This is a genomic window from Streptomyces flavofungini (genome assembly GCF_014650815.1).
GTDB lineage: Bacteria > Actinomycetota > Actinomycetes > Streptomycetales > Streptomycetaceae > Streptomyces > Streptomyces flavofungini.
On record NZ_BMVR01000016.1, the window covers coordinates 24,520 to 40,787 of the forward strand.

The 16,268-nt window shown below is 73.5% G+C and carries 10 protein-coding genes; 8 read left to right on the forward strand and 2 right to left on the reverse strand.

What is annotated here, in order from left to right; genetic code table 11:
* Nucleotides 1–149: 149 nt before the first annotated feature.
* The gene (locus IE274_RS32340; RefSeq protein WP_190119497.1) at nucleotides 150–1,778 is read left to right on the forward strand and encodes an alpha/beta fold hydrolase; all 1,629 of its coding nucleotides are present in this window, start codon (nucleotides 150–152) and stop codon (nucleotides 1,776–1,778) included.
* Here IE274_RS32340 and IE274_RS32345 read toward each other — a convergent pair whose 3' ends face one another.
* Entirely contained in the window at nucleotides 1,779–2,747 is a 969-nt protein-coding gene (locus IE274_RS32345; protein WP_190119498.1) for an oxidoreductase, read from the reverse strand.
* A 92-nt stretch (nucleotides 2,748–2,839) separates the two neighbouring features.
* Between IE274_RS32345 and IE274_RS32350 the strand changes: the two genes are divergently transcribed.
* The 7 genes from IE274_RS32350 to IE274_RS32380 all read left to right on the forward strand — a co-directional run bounded on the left by IE274_RS32350 (nucleotide 2,840) and on the right by IE274_RS32380 (nucleotide 11,086).
* Nucleotides 2,840–3,295: a MerR family transcriptional regulator gene (locus IE274_RS32350; protein WP_190119499.1), complete on the forward strand. Its 456-nt coding sequence runs from the start codon at nucleotides 2,840–2,842 to the stop codon at nucleotides 3,293–3,295.
* Between the two features lie 147 nt (nucleotides 3,296–3,442).
* Complete coding sequence (locus IE274_RS32355) at nucleotides 3,443–5,662, forward strand: NADP-dependent isocitrate dehydrogenase (protein ID WP_190119500.1); 2,220 nt, start codon at nucleotides 3,443–3,445, stop codon at nucleotides 5,660–5,662.
* A 425-nt stretch (nucleotides 5,663–6,087) separates the two neighbouring features.
* Nucleotides 6,088–7,116 carry an N-acetyl-gamma-glutamyl-phosphate reductase gene (gene argC, locus IE274_RS32360; RefSeq protein WP_190119501.1) on the forward strand — a complete coding sequence of 343 codons (1,029 nt, stop codon included), beginning with the start codon at nucleotides 6,088–6,090 and terminating at the stop codon, nucleotides 7,114–7,116.
* A gap of 55 nt (nucleotides 7,117–7,171) precedes the next feature.
* Complete coding sequence (argJ, locus tag IE274_RS32365; RefSeq protein WP_190119502.1) at nucleotides 7,172–8,323, forward strand: bifunctional glutamate N-acetyltransferase/amino-acid acetyltransferase ArgJ; 1,152 nt, start codon at nucleotides 7,172–7,174, stop codon at nucleotides 8,321–8,323.
* 62 nt (nucleotides 8,324–8,385) lie between these two features.
* A complete protein-coding gene (gene argB / locus IE274_RS32370; RefSeq protein WP_190119503.1) occupies nucleotides 8,386–9,291 on the forward strand; it encodes an acetylglutamate kinase in 906 nt (301 codons plus the stop codon).
* Nucleotides 9,292–9,306: 15 nt separating this feature from the next.
* Nucleotides 9,307–10,533: an acetylornithine transaminase gene (locus IE274_RS32375; protein ID WP_190119504.1), complete on the forward strand. Its 1,227-nt coding sequence runs from the start codon at nucleotides 9,307–9,309 to the stop codon at nucleotides 10,531–10,533.
* Between the two features lie 7 nt (nucleotides 10,534–10,540).
* Entirely contained in the window at nucleotides 10,541–11,086 is a 546-nt protein-coding gene (locus IE274_RS32380; protein WP_030356315.1) for an arginine repressor, read from the forward strand.
* Here the strand turns inward: IE274_RS32380 and IE274_RS32385 are convergent.
* A complete protein-coding gene (locus tag IE274_RS32385; protein WP_190119505.1) occupies nucleotides 11,083–16,194 on the reverse strand; it encodes an HD domain-containing protein in 5,112 nt (1,703 codons plus the stop codon). The genes IE274_RS32380 and IE274_RS32385 overlap by 4 nt on opposite strands.
* Nucleotides 16,195–16,268 lie beyond the last annotated feature (74 nt).

Sequence of the window (16,268 nt, forward strand, 5' to 3'; positions counted from 1 at the left end):
GCGGCGGGAGTACGGGGGCTGTCCCCAGGGCCGGGGCTCCTGCTCGCCGGATGGCCGGCCGGGGCGCGGGTTCGTAGCGTGCTGGCGGACTGCCCGGCCGGATCTCCCCGGACCGCGAGCACCGCCCGCACCACGCCCCGAGGAGCACGATGCGCGCCACCACCACGACCACCGCCGGGCTCGGCCTGGCCGCCGTCCTCACGGGTGTCCTGCCCGCGCAGGCCCTGGCCGAGCGGCCGGCACCACCGGCCCCCGCCGGCCGCGCCGCGTCGGCCGCTCCGTCCGGGCCGGGCACTCCGGGCCAGGCCGCGCTCGCCAAGTACCGCACCCAGCACCTGACGTGGACCGCGTGCCCCGCCTCCCAGAAGGAGCTGAACGCGGCGGGCGCCCGCTGCGCCGACGTCACCGTCCCCCTCGACTACGCCGACCCGCACGGCCGCACCATCAAGGTCGCCGTGTCCCGCATCAAGGCGACCGCACCCGAGAGCGAGCGGCGCGGCGTCCTGCTGTCCAACCCGGGCGGCCCCGGCGGCACCGGACTCGCGTACACCCTCGCGCTGCGCCCCGCCCTCAAGGACGTCGCGGGCCGCTACGACCTGATCGGCTTCGACCCGCGCTTCCTCGGCGCGAGCACCCCGATCACCTGCGACCCGGCGCACAGGCCCGCCCCGCCCGAAACGACGAGCCCGCGTGCGGACTTCGAGGCGGCGGTGCGCGACGGCCGCGAGGACGCGCGCCGCTGCCACGCCCGCGGCGACAACGCGGCCCTGCTGCCGGGCGCCTCCTCGCGCAACGTCGCCCGCGACATGGACGTGATCCGGGCGGCCCTCGGGCAGCGCACCCTCTCGTACTACGGCGTCTCGTACGGCGCCGACCTGGGCGCCGCCTACGCGCAGTTGTTCCCGCGCCGCGTCGACCGGTTCGTCATCGACTCCGTCACCGACCCCGCCGCCACGCAGTACGAGCAGTTCCAGCGGTCGGGGGCGCCCGCCGAGCGCGCCCTGGACGAGTGGGCCGCCTGGACGGCGCGGCACCACCCGACGTACCGGCTCGGCCGCAGCGCCCGCGCCGTGCGCGCCCGCGTCGAGGAAGTCCTCACGCACGCCGAGCGGCGGCCGCTGGCCGTGGCCGGGCAGCGCCTGACCGCGCCGCTGCTGCGGATGATCCTCAAGCAGCCGCTCACGCAGCAGGAGAACGACCCCCTGGTGGCCTCGCTCGTACGCGACCTCGTCGCCGCCGACCGCGGCGAACTCACCGAACCGGGCCCCGAACTCGCCGCCATGCTCAAGATGCTGAACTCGCCCGAGGCCGCCGACAGCATGCTCGGCGGCACGTTCTTCATGTGCGGCGACGGCGGCTGGCCCGCCGGGGGCTGGCCGACGGCAACGGAGACGTACTGGCGGAACAGCGTGCGCAGCCGCGCCACGGAGCCCGTCTTCGGGCCGTTCGTCAACGGCATCACGGCGCCGTGCCAGTTCTTCGAGAAGCCGCCGCGCGAGCCCGGCGTGACCGTCGACAACGACGTACCGGTTCTGATGCTCCAGGCCAGGCGCGACCACACGCGCTTCGCGGACGCCCTCGCCATGCACCGCGCGCTGCGCGGCTCCCGCCTGGTGGCCACCGACATCCGCGGCCACGGCGTGTACGGCCGCGAGATCGACGGACTGACCCGGGTGCCGTGCGCCGAGCGCGCCGTCAACGACTACCTCGGGGGCGGCGAACTCCCGGAGCGCGACCGCGCCTGCCCGGCTCCGCGGGTCGGCCGGCCCCGGTCGTGACTACACCCAGGCGTTGGTCCCGGTGAGTTCGGCGGACAGGTCCCACAGCCTGGCCGCCGCGGCCGGGTCCGCCGCCCACGGCTTGACGCCGCCGATCAGCATGTCGTCGGTCGTGGCGGGCCCCGCGACGTCGCAGTCCTGGCAGTAGGCGCCGCCGTGCCCCTCCAGGAGCGGAGCGGTCGCCGCCCACACGGCCGTCGCCGCGCCCTGCGCCGCTGACTTGAAGCCGTCGGCGGGCCTGCCGTCGCGGTCCATCCAGCCCTGCGCGATCTGCTCCTCGCGCGGGACGTGGCGCTGGAGCGGCGTGAGGATGCTGCCCGGGTGCACGGCGAACGCGCGCGGGCCCCGGTCACCGGCGACGGCGTCCAGGTGCCGGGCGAAGAGGGCGTTCGCCGTCTTGGACTGGGCGTAGGCGAGCCACGGGTCGTAGGGGGAGCGGCGGAAGTGCGGGTCGTCCCAGCGGATGTCCGACAGGAAGTGGCCCGAGGACGCCACCGACACGACGCGGGCGCCGCCCGGGGTCAGCGCCGGGGCGAGGCGGTTGGTGAGGGCGAAGTGGCCGAGGTGGTTGACCGCGAAGTGGGCCTCCCAGCCGGGGCCGACGCGGGTCTCGGGGCAGGCCATGATGCCCGCGTTGGCGATGAGGAGGTCGACGGCGCGGCCGCTCGCGAGGACCGTGTCGGCGAAGGCGCGGACGCTGTCGAGGTCCGCGAGGTCGAGCGCGGCGACCTCCGTGCCCGGCGTGTCGCCCAGGGCCCGCGCGGCCGTGTCCGGCCTGCGTGCCGGGACGATCACCCGGGCTCCGGCGCGGGCGAGGGCGCGGGTGGCTTCGAGGCCGAGGCCGGAGTAGCCGCCGGTGATCACGGCGGTCCTGCCGGTGAGATCGATGCCTTTCAGTACGTCGGCGGCGGTGCTGCGGGCGTCGTGGCCGGAGCCGAGGGGGCGTTGGGGGGTGGTCCTGGTCGTCATGGGGAGGACGCTAGAACCTAGACTGCGATCTAGATCAAGCTCTGGGATCCGGGGTCTGGGATCCGGTGCGGCTCGGAAGGGGAGGTGTGCGCGTGGGGAAGGGTGACGACGGCGAGGGTGCCGGTCCGCTCGACGGCAAGCCCGCCGGACTGTCCATCGGGGAGGTCGCCGAGACGACCGGCCTGAGCGTGCACGCGCTGCGGTTCTTCGAACGGGAGGAACTGTTCCTGCGGCCGATCCCCCGGACCGGCGGCGGCCGACGCGTGTACGAGCCCGCCGACGTGGAGTGGCTCGCCCTGTGCAACCGGCTGCGGGCGTCCGGGATGCCGATCGCCGAACTGAAGCGATTCGCCGGACTTGTCCGCTCGGGCCCGGGGAACGAGCCCGAACGGCTCGCCCTCCTCCAGGCGCACGAGCGTGCCGTCCGCGCGCGGATCGTCGAGCTCGGCGCCAGCCTGGACATCATCCACGGCAAGGTCGTCGCGTACGAGGAGCACGTGCGCGCGGGCACGGCCGCCGGGGTGTGGGCGCCCGCACCGTCCCGGTGACCGGACGCCGCCGCCCCGCCTGGGCGCGGTGTGCCGACCCGCCCGCGCACCGCGTCCGGAAACTCGGGCGAGGGCCCTGTCGGGACCACCACCGCCACGAGATATCTTGATGTCGAGCAATGTTGCAGACGTGGAGCGGAGCACCCGGTGACTGACTCGACCATCATCTACACGCACACTGACGAGGCCCCCGCCCTCGCGACGCATTCCTTCCTGCCCGTGATCCAGGCGTACGCCTCGACGGCAGGCGTGAGCGTCGAGACCCGTGACATCTCCCTGGCGGGCCGGATCATCGCGAGCTTCCCGGAGCACCTGGAGGCGGGCCAGCGCATCGACGACGCGCTCGCCGAGCTGGGTGAGCTGGCCAAGACGCCGCAGGCGAACATCATCAAGCTGCCGAACATCTCGGCGTCCATCCCGCAGCTCAAGGCCGCCGTCGCCGAGCTGCAGGAGCAGGGCTACGCGCTGCCGGACTACCCGGACGACCCGAAGACCGACGCGGAGCGCGACATCCGCGCCCGCTACGACAAGGTCAAGGGCTCCGCCGTCAACCCGGTCCTGCGCGAGGGCAACTCCGACCGCCGCGCCCCCGCGTCGGTCAAGAACTACGCCAAGGCCCACCCGCACCGCATGGGCGCCTGGTCGGCCGACTCCAAGACCAACGTCGCCACCATGGGCGAGAACGACTTCCGCTCCACCGAGAAGTCCGCCGTCATCGGCGCCGCGGGCTCCCTGCGCATCGAGCTGGCCGCCGCGGACGGCGCCACCACCGTCCTGCGCGAGTCGGTGCCGGTCCTCGCGGACGAGGTCGTCGACGCGTCCGTGCTGCACGTCGCCGAGCTGCGCGCGTTCCTGACCGCGCAGATCGCCCGCGCCAAGGCCGAGGGCGTGCTGTTCTCCGTGCACCTCAAGGCCACGATGATGAAGGTCTCCGACCCGATCATCTTCGGGCACGTGGTGCGCGCCTTCTTCCCGCAGACCTTCGAGAAGTACGGCGACACCCTCACGGGCGCCGGTCTGACCCCGAACGACGGCCTCGGCGGCATCTACAAGGGCCTGGAGGCCCTGCCGAACGGCGCCGAGATCAAGGCGTCCTTCGACGCCGAGCTGGCCGAGGGCCCGGAGCTGGCCATGGTCGACTCCGACCGCGGCATCACCAACCTGCACGTACCGAGCGACGTCATCGTCGACGCCTCGATGCCCGCGATGATCCGCACCTCCGGCCACATGTGGGGCCCGGACGGCGCCGAGCACGACACCCTCGCGGTCCTTCCCGACAGCTCCTACGCGGGCATCTACCAGGTCGCCATCGACGACTGCCGTGCCCACGGCGCCTACGACCCGGCCACCATGGGCTCGGTGCCCAACGTCGGCCTCATGGCGCAGAAGGCCGAGGAGTACGGCAGCCACGACAAGACCTTCGAGGTCGCCGCCGCGGGCACCGTCCGCGTCGTCGACGAGGCCGGGAACGTCGTCCTGGAGCAGGCCGTCGCCGCCGGGGACATCTTCCGGATGTGCCAGACCAAGGACGCCCCGATCAAGGACTGGGTGAAGCTCGCCGTCTCGCGCGCCCGCGCCACCGGCGACCCGGCCGTCTTCTGGCTGGACGCGGACCGCGCCCACGACGCGCGCCTCATCGCCAAGGTCGAGCAGTACCTGCCGGAGCACGACACCGAGGGCCTGGACATCCAGGTCCTGGCCCCGGTCGAGGCGATCAAGTTCTCCCTGGAGCGCATCCGCCGCGGCGAGAACACCATCTCCGTCACCGGCAACGTCCTGCGCGACTACCTGACCGACCTGTTCCCGATCCTGGAGCTGGGCACCAGCGCCAAGATGCTGTCGGTCGTCCCGCTGATGAACGGCGGCGGCCTGTTCGAGACCGGCGCCGGCGGCTCCGCGCCCAAGCACGTGCAGCAGCTCGTCAAGGAGGACTACCTGCGCTGGGACAGCCTCGGCGAGTTCCTCGCGCTCGCGGTGTCCTTCGAGCACCTCGCGCAGACCACGGGCAACGCCCGCGCCCAGATCCTCGCGGACACCCTGGACCGCGCGACGGCCTCCTTCCTGGAGGAGAACAAGTCGCCGAGCCGCAAGCTCGGTGGCATCGACAACCGCGGCAGCCACTTCTACCTGTCCCTGTACTGGGCGCAGGAGCTGGCCAAGCAGACCGACGACGCCCAGCTCGCCGAGGCGTTCGGGCCGCTCGCCAAGACGCTGGCCGAGCAGGAGCAGACGATCGTCGCCGAGCTGCTCGCCGTCCAGGGCAAGCCGGCCGACATCGGCGGCTACTACCAGCCCGACCCGGTCAAGGCCGCCGCGGTCATGCGCCCGTCGGCCACCTTCAACCAGGCGATCGCCTCGCTCGCCTGACGCGCCCGGCGCCCTGAGCGCCCGACACACCGCATGCGCACCGCCCCGGTCGGCAGCCGCCGACCGGGGCGGTCGTGCGTGTGCCCGGGCCCGGCCGGCCGGTGGGCGCGGGTGCGCCCGCGGCACCGCTGCCGGCCCGGCCCCGCCTGCGCTGTCGAGAGCTGCCCAGCACCCTTCGGAGGGCGCTGCCCAGCACCCTCCGGCGCCGTTCCTTCAGGCACCTGAACTGTCAGCCGTTCCTGCCGGTCCGTGCCGCCCCGGTGCCATGATGGGCGGGCGCCGATCACCTGGGGGACGGGACGCGGCCCGGTGAACGGGCCCTGGCGGCGCCTCACCGAACAGCCGGTGGCCGCGGGCGGCACGGCTCCCCATTGTATAAAAGTGCGGCGCAATGTATATTCATGCCATCCATGCAGGAGGAATCCATGACGGTACGCGCAGCGGTCGCGGGAGCGAGCGGATACGCGGGCGGCGAGCTGCTGAGGCTCCTCGCCGTGCACCCCGAGGTCGAGATCGGCACCCTCACCGCCCACTCGAACGCGGGCGAGCGCCTGGGCGCGCTCCAGCCGCACCTGGCCCCGCTCGCCGAGCGCGTCCTGGAGCCGACCACCGCCGAGACCCTGGCCGGTCACGACGTCGTCTTCCTCGCCCTGCCGCACGGCCAGTCCGCGGCCGTCGCCGAACAGCTCGGCCCGGAGGTGCTCGTCGTCGACATGGGCGCCGACTTCCGGCTCCAGGACGCGGCGGACTGGGAGAAGTTCTACGGCAGCGCCCACGCGGGCACCTGGCCCTACGGACTGCCCGAGCTGCCCGGCGCCCGCGCCGCCCTCGCGGGCAGCAAGCGCATCGCGGTCCCGGGGTGCTACCCGACGGCCGTCTCGCTCGCGCTCTTCCCGGCGTACGCGGCCGGGCTCGTCGAGGACGAGGCGGTGATCGTCGCGGCGTCCGGGACCTCCGGCGCGGGCAAGGCGCCCAAGGCACACCTGCTCGGCTCCGAGGTCATGGGCTCCATGTCGCCGTACGGCGTGGGCGGGGCGCACCGGCACACGCCGGAGATGATCCAGAACCTGAGCGCCGCCGCGGGCGCCCGTGTCACGGTCTCCTTCACCCCGACGCTGGCCCCGATGCCGCGCGGCATCCTCGCCACCTGCAGCGCCAAGGCCAAGCCCGGCGCGACCGCGGAGAGCGTCCGCGCGGCGTACGAGAAGGCCTTCGCCGAAGAACCGTTCGTGCACCTGCTTCCCGAGGGCCGGTGGCCGGCCACGGCGTCGGTGTACGGCTCCAACGCCGTGCACGTCCAGGCCGCCCACGACCCGGCGTCCGGCCGCGTGATCGTGATCAGCGCCATCGACAACCTCACCAAGGGCACCGCCGGTGGCGCGGTGCAGAGCATGAACATCGCCCTGGGCCTCCCCGAGGAGCTGGGCCTTCCCACCATCGGAGTCGCGCCGTGAGCGGCGCGCCCGCGGCCGCCGGGCCGCATCCGACGACCGCCGACAAGGAGACGCAGTGAGTGTCACGGCAGCCAAGGGATTCCGGGCGGCGGGCATCGCCGCCGGGATCAAGGAGAGCGGCAACCCGGACCTGGCCCTCGTGGTCAACGACGGCCCCCGCCTGGCCGCCGCGGGCGTCTTCACGTCCAACCGCGTGAAGGCCGCGCCGGTCCTGTGGTCCGAGCAGGTCGTCAAGGGCGGACAGGTGTCGGCGGTCGTCCTCAACTCCGGCGGCGCCAACGCCTGTACGGGCCCGCAGGGCTTCCAGGACACGCACGCCACCGCCGAGAAGGTCGCCGGGACCCTCGGCCTGAACGCGGGCGAGGTCGCCGTCGCGTCCACCGGACTCATCGGCGTGACGCTCCCCATGGACAAGCTCCTGCCGGGCGTCGGGACGGCGGCCGCGGCCCTGTCCGCGCACGGCGGCGAGAAGGCCGCCATCGCCATCAAGACCACCGACAGCGTGCACAAGACGGCCGTGGCCGAAGGCGCGGGCTGGACCGTCGGCGGCATGGCCAAGGGCGCGGGCATGCTCGCCCCCGGCCTCGCCACGATGCTCGTCGTCCTCACCACCGACGCCGACGTCGCCGCCCCCGACCTCGACCGGGCCCTGCGCGAGGCGACCCGCCTCACCTTCGACCGCGTCGACTCCGACGGCTGCATGTCGACCAACGACACGGTGCTGCTGCTCGCGTCCGGCGCCGCCGCGGTGACGCCGGAGTACGCGGAGTTCGCCGACGCCGTCCGGCAGGTCTGCGACGACCTCGCGCGCCAGCTCATCGGCGACGCCGAGGGCGCGAGCAAGGACATCCGCATCGAGGTGATCGGCGCGGCCGACGAGGACGACGCCGTCGAGGTGGGCCGCTCCATCGCCCGCAACAACCTCCTCAAATGCGCCATCCACGGCGAGGACCCCAACTGGGGCCGCGTGCTCTCCGCCATCGGCACCACCTCCGCCGCCTTCGAGCCCGACCGCCTGAACGTCGCCATCAACGACGTCTGGGTCTGCAAGAACGGCTCGGTCGGCGAGGACCGCGACCTGGTGGACATGCGCTACCGCGAGGTGCGGATCACCGCCGACCTCGCCGCCGGGTCCGCGTCCGCCGTCATCTGGGCCAACGACCTCACCGCCGACTACGTCCACGAGAACAGCGCGTACTCCTCGTAGCGCGTACTCCCCAGCGCGGCACACGCCCCCGCGCGGTACGCCCTCTCCACCTGGAAAGCCCCATGAACACCCGCAAGCACACCGCACTGCCCAAGGCCCAGATCCTGATCGAGGCGCTGCCCTGGCTGACCCGTCACCGCGGCAAGACCGTCGTCATCAAATTCGGCGGCAACGCCATGGTGGACAAGGACCTGAAGGCCGCGTTCGCCCAGGACGTCGTGTTCCTGCACCACGCCGGACTGCGCCCGGTCGTGGTGCACGGCGGCGGCCCGCAGATCAGCGCCCAGCTCGACAAACAGGGCCTGGTCAGCGAGTTCAAGGCGGGGCTTCGCGTCACGACGCCCGAGGCCATGGACGTCGTCCGCATGGTCCTCGCCGGGCAGGTGCAGCGCGAGCTCGTGGGCCTGCTCAACGAACACGGACCCCTCGCCGTGGGCCTCACCGGCGAGGACGCGCGCACCATCACCGCGACCCGGCACCGGCCGCTGATCGCGGGCGAGCTGGTCGACATCGGCCAGGTCGGCGAGGTCACCGAGATCGACACCGGCGCCATCGAGGCGCTGCTCGCGGACGGCCGCATCCCGGTCGTCTCCTCGATCGCCCGCTCCCAGGACGAAGGCGGCAAGGGGCATGTCTACAACGTCAATGCTGATACGGCGGCTGCGGCACTCGCTGCGGCGCTTGGTGCCGAGACGCTGATGGTGCTCACCGATGTGGAGGGCCTGTACGAGGACTGGCCTCACAGCGACGACGTCATCAGCCGTCTGACCGCCACCGAGCTGGAGAAGCTCATCCCCGAGCTGTCCAGCGGCATGGTGCCGAAGATGCAGGGCTGCCTGCACGCCGTGCGCAACGGCGTGCACACCGCGCGCGTCATCGACGGGCGCGTCCAGCACTCGATCCTGCTGGAGATCTTCACCGACGAGGGAATCGGCACGATGGTCGTGCCGGACGAACTGAGCGACTGAACGAGGGGGACCGCCATGACCGCCAACCAGGAGCTGACCCGGCGCTGGCAGGGCGCGCTGATGGACAACTACGGCACGCCCCGCATCCCGCTGGTGCGCGGCGCGGGCAGCACGCTGTGGGACGCGGACGGCAAGCAGTACACCGACTTCGTCGGCGGCATCGCGGTGAACGCGCTCGGCCACGGCCACCCGGCCGTCGTCGAGGCCGTGTCCCGGCAGATCGCCGCGCTCGGCCACGTCTCCAACCTGTTCGTCGCCGAGCCGCCCGTCGCGCTCGCCGAACGGCTGCTCGACCTCTTCGGCCGCGACGGCCGGGTGTTCTTCTGCAACTCGGGCGCCGAGGCCAACGAGGGCGCGTTCAAGATCGGCCGGCTGACGGGCCGCACCCACATGGTCGCCAACGACGGCGGCTTCCACGGCCGCACCATGGGTGCCCTCGCCCTCACCGGCCAGCCCGGCAAGCAGCAGCCGTTCCTGCCGCTGCCCGGTGACGTCACGCACGTCCCGTACGGCGACGTGGAGGCCCTGCGCGCCGCCGTCACCGAGGACACCGCCTTTGTGATCATCGAGCCGATCCAGGGCGAGAACGGCGCCGTCGTCCCGCCCACCGGATACCTGAAGGCGGCCCGCGAGATCACCCGCGCCACCGGCACCCTGCTGGTCCTCGACGAGGTGCAGACCGGAATCGGCCGTACCGGCCACTGGTTCGCGCACCTCGCGCAGGAGGGCGTCGACCCCGACGTCGTCACCCTCGCCAAGGGCATCGGCGGCGGCCTGCCGCTCGGCGCGACCGTGGCGTTCGGCGCGGCGGCCGAGCTGCTGAAGCCCGGCCACCACGGCACGACCTTCGGCGGCAACCCGGTCGCCTGCGCCGCCGGACTCGCCGTCGTCGACACCATCGTGGCCGAGGGCCTGCTGGCGAACACCAAGCGCGCCGGGGAGAAGCTGCGGGACGGAATCGAGTCAGCGGGGCACGCGTTGGTCGACCATGTCAGGGGTGCGGGCCTGCTGCTGGGTATCGTGCTCACCGAGCCGCTGGCAGCCCAGGTGCAGCAGGCGGCTCAGGACGCCGGCTTCCTGGTCAACGCGCCCGCCCCCGATGTCGTACGGCTGATGCCGCCGCTGAACGTGCGCGACGACGAGGTGGACGCGTTCCTCCGGGCCCTGCCCGGCGTCCTCGACCAGGCTGTCGAGGCCAATGGGGCCAACGGTGCCAACGGGGACGGACGATCCGGGGAATGAGACGACGATGAGCCACGCGCAGGACAACGGGCCGGCCGAGCACGCGGGACCCGCCGTGCCGCAGACCCGCACCGCACGCCACCGCCGGATCGTGGACATCCTCAACCGGCAGCCGGTGCGTTCGCAGAGCCAGCTGGCCAAGCTCCTGGCCGACGACGGCCTGACCGTCACCCAGGCCACCCTCTCCCGGGACCTCGACGAGCTCAACGCCGTCAAGATCCGCAACACCGAGGGCGACCTGATCTACGCCGTGCCCAGCGAGGGCGGGTTCCGCACCCCCCGCGCGCCGCTCGGCGAGTCGGCCAAGGAGCAGCGCATGCGGCGCCTCTCCGTGGAACTCCTCATCTCCGCGGAGGCCTCCGCCAACCTCGTCGTCCTGCGCACCCCGCCCGGCGCCGCCCAGTTCCTCGCCTCCGCCATCGACCAGGCCGAACTCCACGACATCCTCGGCACGATCGCGGGCGACGACACGGTGATGCTGATCAGCAGGGAGCCGAGCGGGGGGCAGGCGCTGGCGGACCACTTGCTGCGGCTGGCCTCCAACGAGCACTAGTTCCTGGCGTCCGGAGCCTTGCGGGACGGTTCCTCGGGGGGCTCCTCGGTGAGGTCCGGGTCGTACGGCTCTTCGGGGAGCTCCGCGCCGTGCGGCTCCCCGGCCAGCTCCAGGCCGAAGAGCGCCGCGTAGCGTCCGAGGCGGTCCTCGACCCAGTCCGCGCTCTCGCCCACCGCGTCGGCGGCGAACCGGATCTCTTCGGGGGTGACGCGTCCGCCGAGCGCGGGGAGGGCGCCGTCCGCGTGGACGGAGAGGACGATCAGGTCCTGCCAGCGGGGGAGTTCGGCGGGGATGGCCGCCGGGTCGAGGGCCGGGGGTGCTGCCTCCAGGGGGAGGTACGGGGCGATGCGCTCCCAGGTGCGGATGACCGGCTCGCCCAGGCGCCCGGCGAGGCTCAGGAGGTCCAGGGGGACGAGGGGGGTGCCGGGGGCGGAGACGCGGTGGTCGGCGCCGAGGGCGACCGTGTCCCAGGCGTCGGGTACGGCGGTGGGCAGGTTCGCGATCTCGGTGGTGGTCAGCTCGGGGACCAGGGCGCCCAGCTCGCGGAGGGGGGCGAGGCGCTCGTACGCCGATCGGGCGCCGATGCGGCGGCCTTGGGCGTACGTGACCAGGCGCTCGGCGGTGAGCGCCGTCCAGCGCGGGGAGTCGAACCACTCGTCGTACTCCTCGCCCCAGTCGAGCAGCGCGGCGCCCTCCCCGTGCTCCGGGCGGAACCCGGCAAGCGCGACCGGGAGTTCGGGCACCGTCAGCCCCACCCGCTTCGCCTCGCGGCGAGCCGTCTTCCACATGGTCGACAAGGGCGACTTCAGGTTGACGCACGACGCGAAGAGGATGTCGGCGGTCGGCAGGACCGGGTAGTCGGCGCCCACGAACGAAGGATCGGTGCCGGAGAACGCGTACTGGCTCGGCACCGGCAGCTCCTCCCACGCCCGCAGCAGCCCGCCCGCCGCGGGCACGTCCGCCCCGGCCTCCCGCAGGTCCTCGACGACGACGGCCAGGTCGTCCCAGGACACCTCGCCCGGCCTGGCGAGCGCGAGGTCGCGCAGCGTCAGACCGGCTTCGAGGGAGAGCCCCTCCGCGTGCGCGGCGCCGAGCACGGTCGCGGTCTCCGGAACCGGGATCATCCGGCCCGCCGCCGACTTCTCCTTGTGGCGCCGGCGGTACGCGATGCCGAGGTGGTCCGCCCAGCGCGCCAGCTCCTTCTCCGCCTTGCGCAGCGAGATCTCCCACTCGGCGGCCAGGGCGAAGGTCGCCGCCCAAGGGAGCGTGAGGCGGTCGTCCGGGCCCGGCGCGCAGTAGTTCTGCAGCACCCCGGAGATCTCCCAGGGCACGTCGGTCCACCGTCGCACGGACTCCGCGTCCGGGGCCGACCAGCCGAGCCACGCGAACCGGGCGAGCCGTTGGCGCGCCTCCTCGGGCGTGAGCCCCTGTGCGCCCGCGATGGCGACCGTGCCCGCGACGGCGACGACGTCCCACGGCCACTGGACGCGGCGCCAGCCCCGCGTGTCCTTCCGGTAGAGCAGCGCGAGATCCGACCAGTCGCATACGTGGTCGGTGTGGTGATCGGGTGCGGTGGGTGGCGCGGAGGTGAGGAACGGCCTGAACCGGACACACCTCTCGGCCAGGCGGCCCAGCGGCTCGCCCAGGGTGTGCGAGGCACGGACCAGGCCGCCGAGGTCGTCCGGCGCGTGCTCGTAGTCGTTCTCGTCCCAGGCTGTCGTGTCCCAGTACCGGTGAGGCAGCAGGCCTTGGACGATCCTGACGTCGCGCCACTCGGGTGTCCAGTCCAGGCCGTCCCCGGCGGCGTCCTGCAGGATTCGGGGCGGCTTCAGGAGCGGGTTGACGACCCGCAGGGCGCGCGCCGTGCGGACCACGTCGCGGACCGTCGTGTCCATCCCGTTCGCGAGCGCCACGGCCACCCGCCAGTCGAGCGGCTTCCGGTCGACCAGGTCTCTGTCCCAACCTCTGGGCACTCCTTGGGTGATGTCCGCCCAGCCGGGCTCTGGTACCGGGTGCCCTGCGGTCGAGAGGGGCGGTGCCTCTCGCGACTGCGGCACGCGCCCGAGCGCAGCGGCCCGCCACGGACACGTGCTGTCGGTCCAGTCCCGCGTGCGGGCGCCGGAGCTCTTGGGGTTCTCGATGAACTCGTCCAGGTGGAACCAGCCCGTGGAGTCGAGGTCCAGGGACGTACCCCAGGGCTTGGTGTCGCGCACCCGCACACCCTGCCCGCGCCACCGCTCCCACACCGCGCGGGCCGCCGCGAGATTGTCCCGCTCCAGACGCCACAGCCACGGCATGCCCAGGCCCGCCCAGTCGGCGAGCGCCGCCGCGCCCCGCGCCCACTGCTGCGCCTCCCAACCCGCGTCGTACGACTGGAGCTTCTTGCGGTTGAGGCTGAGCGTGCCCGCCTGCGGACCCGTCAGATTGAGTACGTAGCCGAAGGGCTTCTTGTCGGTCCCGATGCCGTCGCACAGAATCGCGCCCGGCCCGGCCACCCACCACAGCACCCCGGGAACGGCCTCGACGTACCTCGGTCGCCCGTCGTCCGTCGGCGCGTGGCGCAACACCCCCGGCTCCCACTCCCGCCCCCGCCCCGCCGCGTCCCGCACCTGAACCGCGAACTCGCTCACCATGACAAGGCGGTCCAGCGTCTCCACCGCCGAGATCGCGGACACGGCCGCCGAGTCCCGCAGATACAGCCGCACCCGCGTGCCGCCCTCAAGCAGCCCGTCCCCGTCCTCCGCGCACGCGGCATCGTGTTCCTGGACGCGGAACAGGTTCGCGCTGCCCGGGATGTCCACGCGCAGCGCCGACCGGGCCGGGATGCCGTCCGTGCCGACGGGGCGGGTCACCACCGTCATCTCCTCGGCCAGCATGAAGTAGCTGAACACGCCGATGCCGAAACGGCTGTTGGGGTAGAGGCGCAGGGCCGGGTCGTGGCGGTGCCAGGTGGCCTGTTCCTGGCGGAAGGCGCGGGACTGCTCGAAGCGGCGGCCCGCCTTGGTGAACGTGTTCTTGAGCTGGTCGAGGCCCATGCCGACGCCGTTGTCGCGGCATTCGACGTAGTGGCCGCGCTCGTCCTCGCCCTCGACGAAGGTGATGCGGCCCGCCCAGGGCGCCGGGCGCGCGCCCTTGCTCCGCAGATAGCGGTGGCGCATCGCGCGGTGGCGGCAGGCGTCCATCGCGTTCTGGTACAGCTCCCGCAGCGCCAGTTCCGGTTCGCCGTCGTAGATGCGCTCGCCCATGAGCAGGTCGCGGACCTCGGTCTGGGCGAGCTGGAAGCGCAGCAGCGGCACGTCGTACGCCCTGCGGCCGCGTTCCTCGACCGGGCGGAGGCCCCGGTCGGTCACCCGGGCGGGCAGGCCCGAAAGGAGCGCCGCCCGGGGCGCGGGCAGCCTGCGGGCGGTGTCCCGCAGCGCGCCCGCGAGCTCGTCCGCCTGCTCCACGACGCCCGCGAACGCGGCGTGCAGCGCGGGGTGCGGGCAGGCCGCGTCCAGGTGGAGGTCGCCGTCGGCGGCGTGCCAGTCCGCGTCGCGCACGGCGTTGACGGCGTCCTGGGGGAGGAGGGCGTCGCGGACGGCCAGGTGCTCGGCGAGGACGTCGGGGAGGGTGCGGACGTCGAGGGCGAGCACGCAGGCCAGGTGCAGCACGCCCGCCAACTCGTCGGCGCGCAGGGCCTGCCGGGCGCCGCCGGGCAGGGGGAAGGCCAGGTCGGGGCGGCCGCGGTCCTGGGGCGGCGGGCCGAGCGCGATGCCCGCGGTGAGGGCGGCCAGCGCGGCGGAGAGCTCGCGGGCGCGCGGACCGGGGCACAGCGCCTCCGCGAGCGCCGTCGACTCCGCTTCCGGCACCGGCTGCTCGTCCGTCACGAACCGCTCCGCGATCCACCGGTGCACGAGCCACAGGGCGACCCCGCGCGCCTCGTCGGGGCGGGCGGCCCGCCAGCAGTCCGAGAGCTTCTTCTTGATGTGCGGGTGGTGCTCGGCGACCTGTTCGTAGTGGCGGCGCCACGCGTCGCCGTCCTCCTGGCGCCAGGCGGTGTACGCCGAGATGTCGTGGGCGTGGCTCAGCCGCCGCGCCCACGCGGCCTCGTGCAGCAGCGGCGCGGCGACGAGCGCGGCGGCCTCAAGGGCCGACAGGGTCTGCGTCTTGGGTATGAGACGGGGCAATTGGTCGCGTACGACGCGGACCAGGAAGTCGTCGTCGGCCCACGGGTCGGGCATCCGCTCCTGGGCCAGGTGCACGACCTGCGCGCACGTCTCGACCAGGTCCCCCAGGCAGTCCCGCAACCGGGGCACGCTCCCCGCGTCGTCCTCGGCGACCCGCTCCCACAGCGCGGTGTCGGCGACGGCCTCCCGCCAGGCCTCCAAGAGCCGACGGCCCTCGCAGACGACCGCCGACCGGGCCTCGGCGTCGAGCTCCGCGCCGCAGTGCAGCCGGGGCTCCTGCGCGGCGGCGCCGTGCACGCGGGCGGCGCGCAGGGTGTGCCGCCGCGCCGTCTCGAAGACCTCCTGCACGGTCCGGGCCCGCGTCAACGGCCGGAACGCCTCGGCGAGTCCGAGCGTGAAGAAGCTGCCCTCCGCCGAATACCCCGACCGCTGCCCGGCCGCGCACGCCGTCACCAGCGCGAACCGCCCCGACGGCTGCCCCTTGAGGACGCTGCTGCCGAACACCCCGTCGGCCGACTCGCCCCGGCAGGCGTCGATCAGCCACAGCACGGTGCCCGCCCGGCAGTGGGTGAGGTACGGGCTGATGTCGGCGGGCACCAGCGTGTCCAGGTACGGCTGGGTCCACTCGGCGTCGGGGCCGTGCGGGGCGCGCGCGTCGGCCGGGACCAGGTGGTCGGTGCCGTCGACGCGGATGCCGTGGCCGGTGAAGTGGATCAGGAGGGTGCCGTCCGCAGGGACGCTCCGTGCCACCTCGTCGACGGTCGTGATGATCTCGGCGCGGGTCGCCCCCGGCACCGTCCGCACGTCGTACCCGGCGGCCTTCAGCGAGGCGCCGAGCGCCCGCAGGTCGGCGGTGACCGGCGCGTCGAGCGAGTCGAACCGGTGCGCGGCGTCCGGCGTGTCACCGACGCCGATGAGCAGTGCGGTACGTGGTGGTGCCATGCCCTCTCCCCAAGTGCGAGGCCCAATCGTCGCATTTCCGGGCGGGGTCGACGGGCGGAACGGGCGGGGTCGTC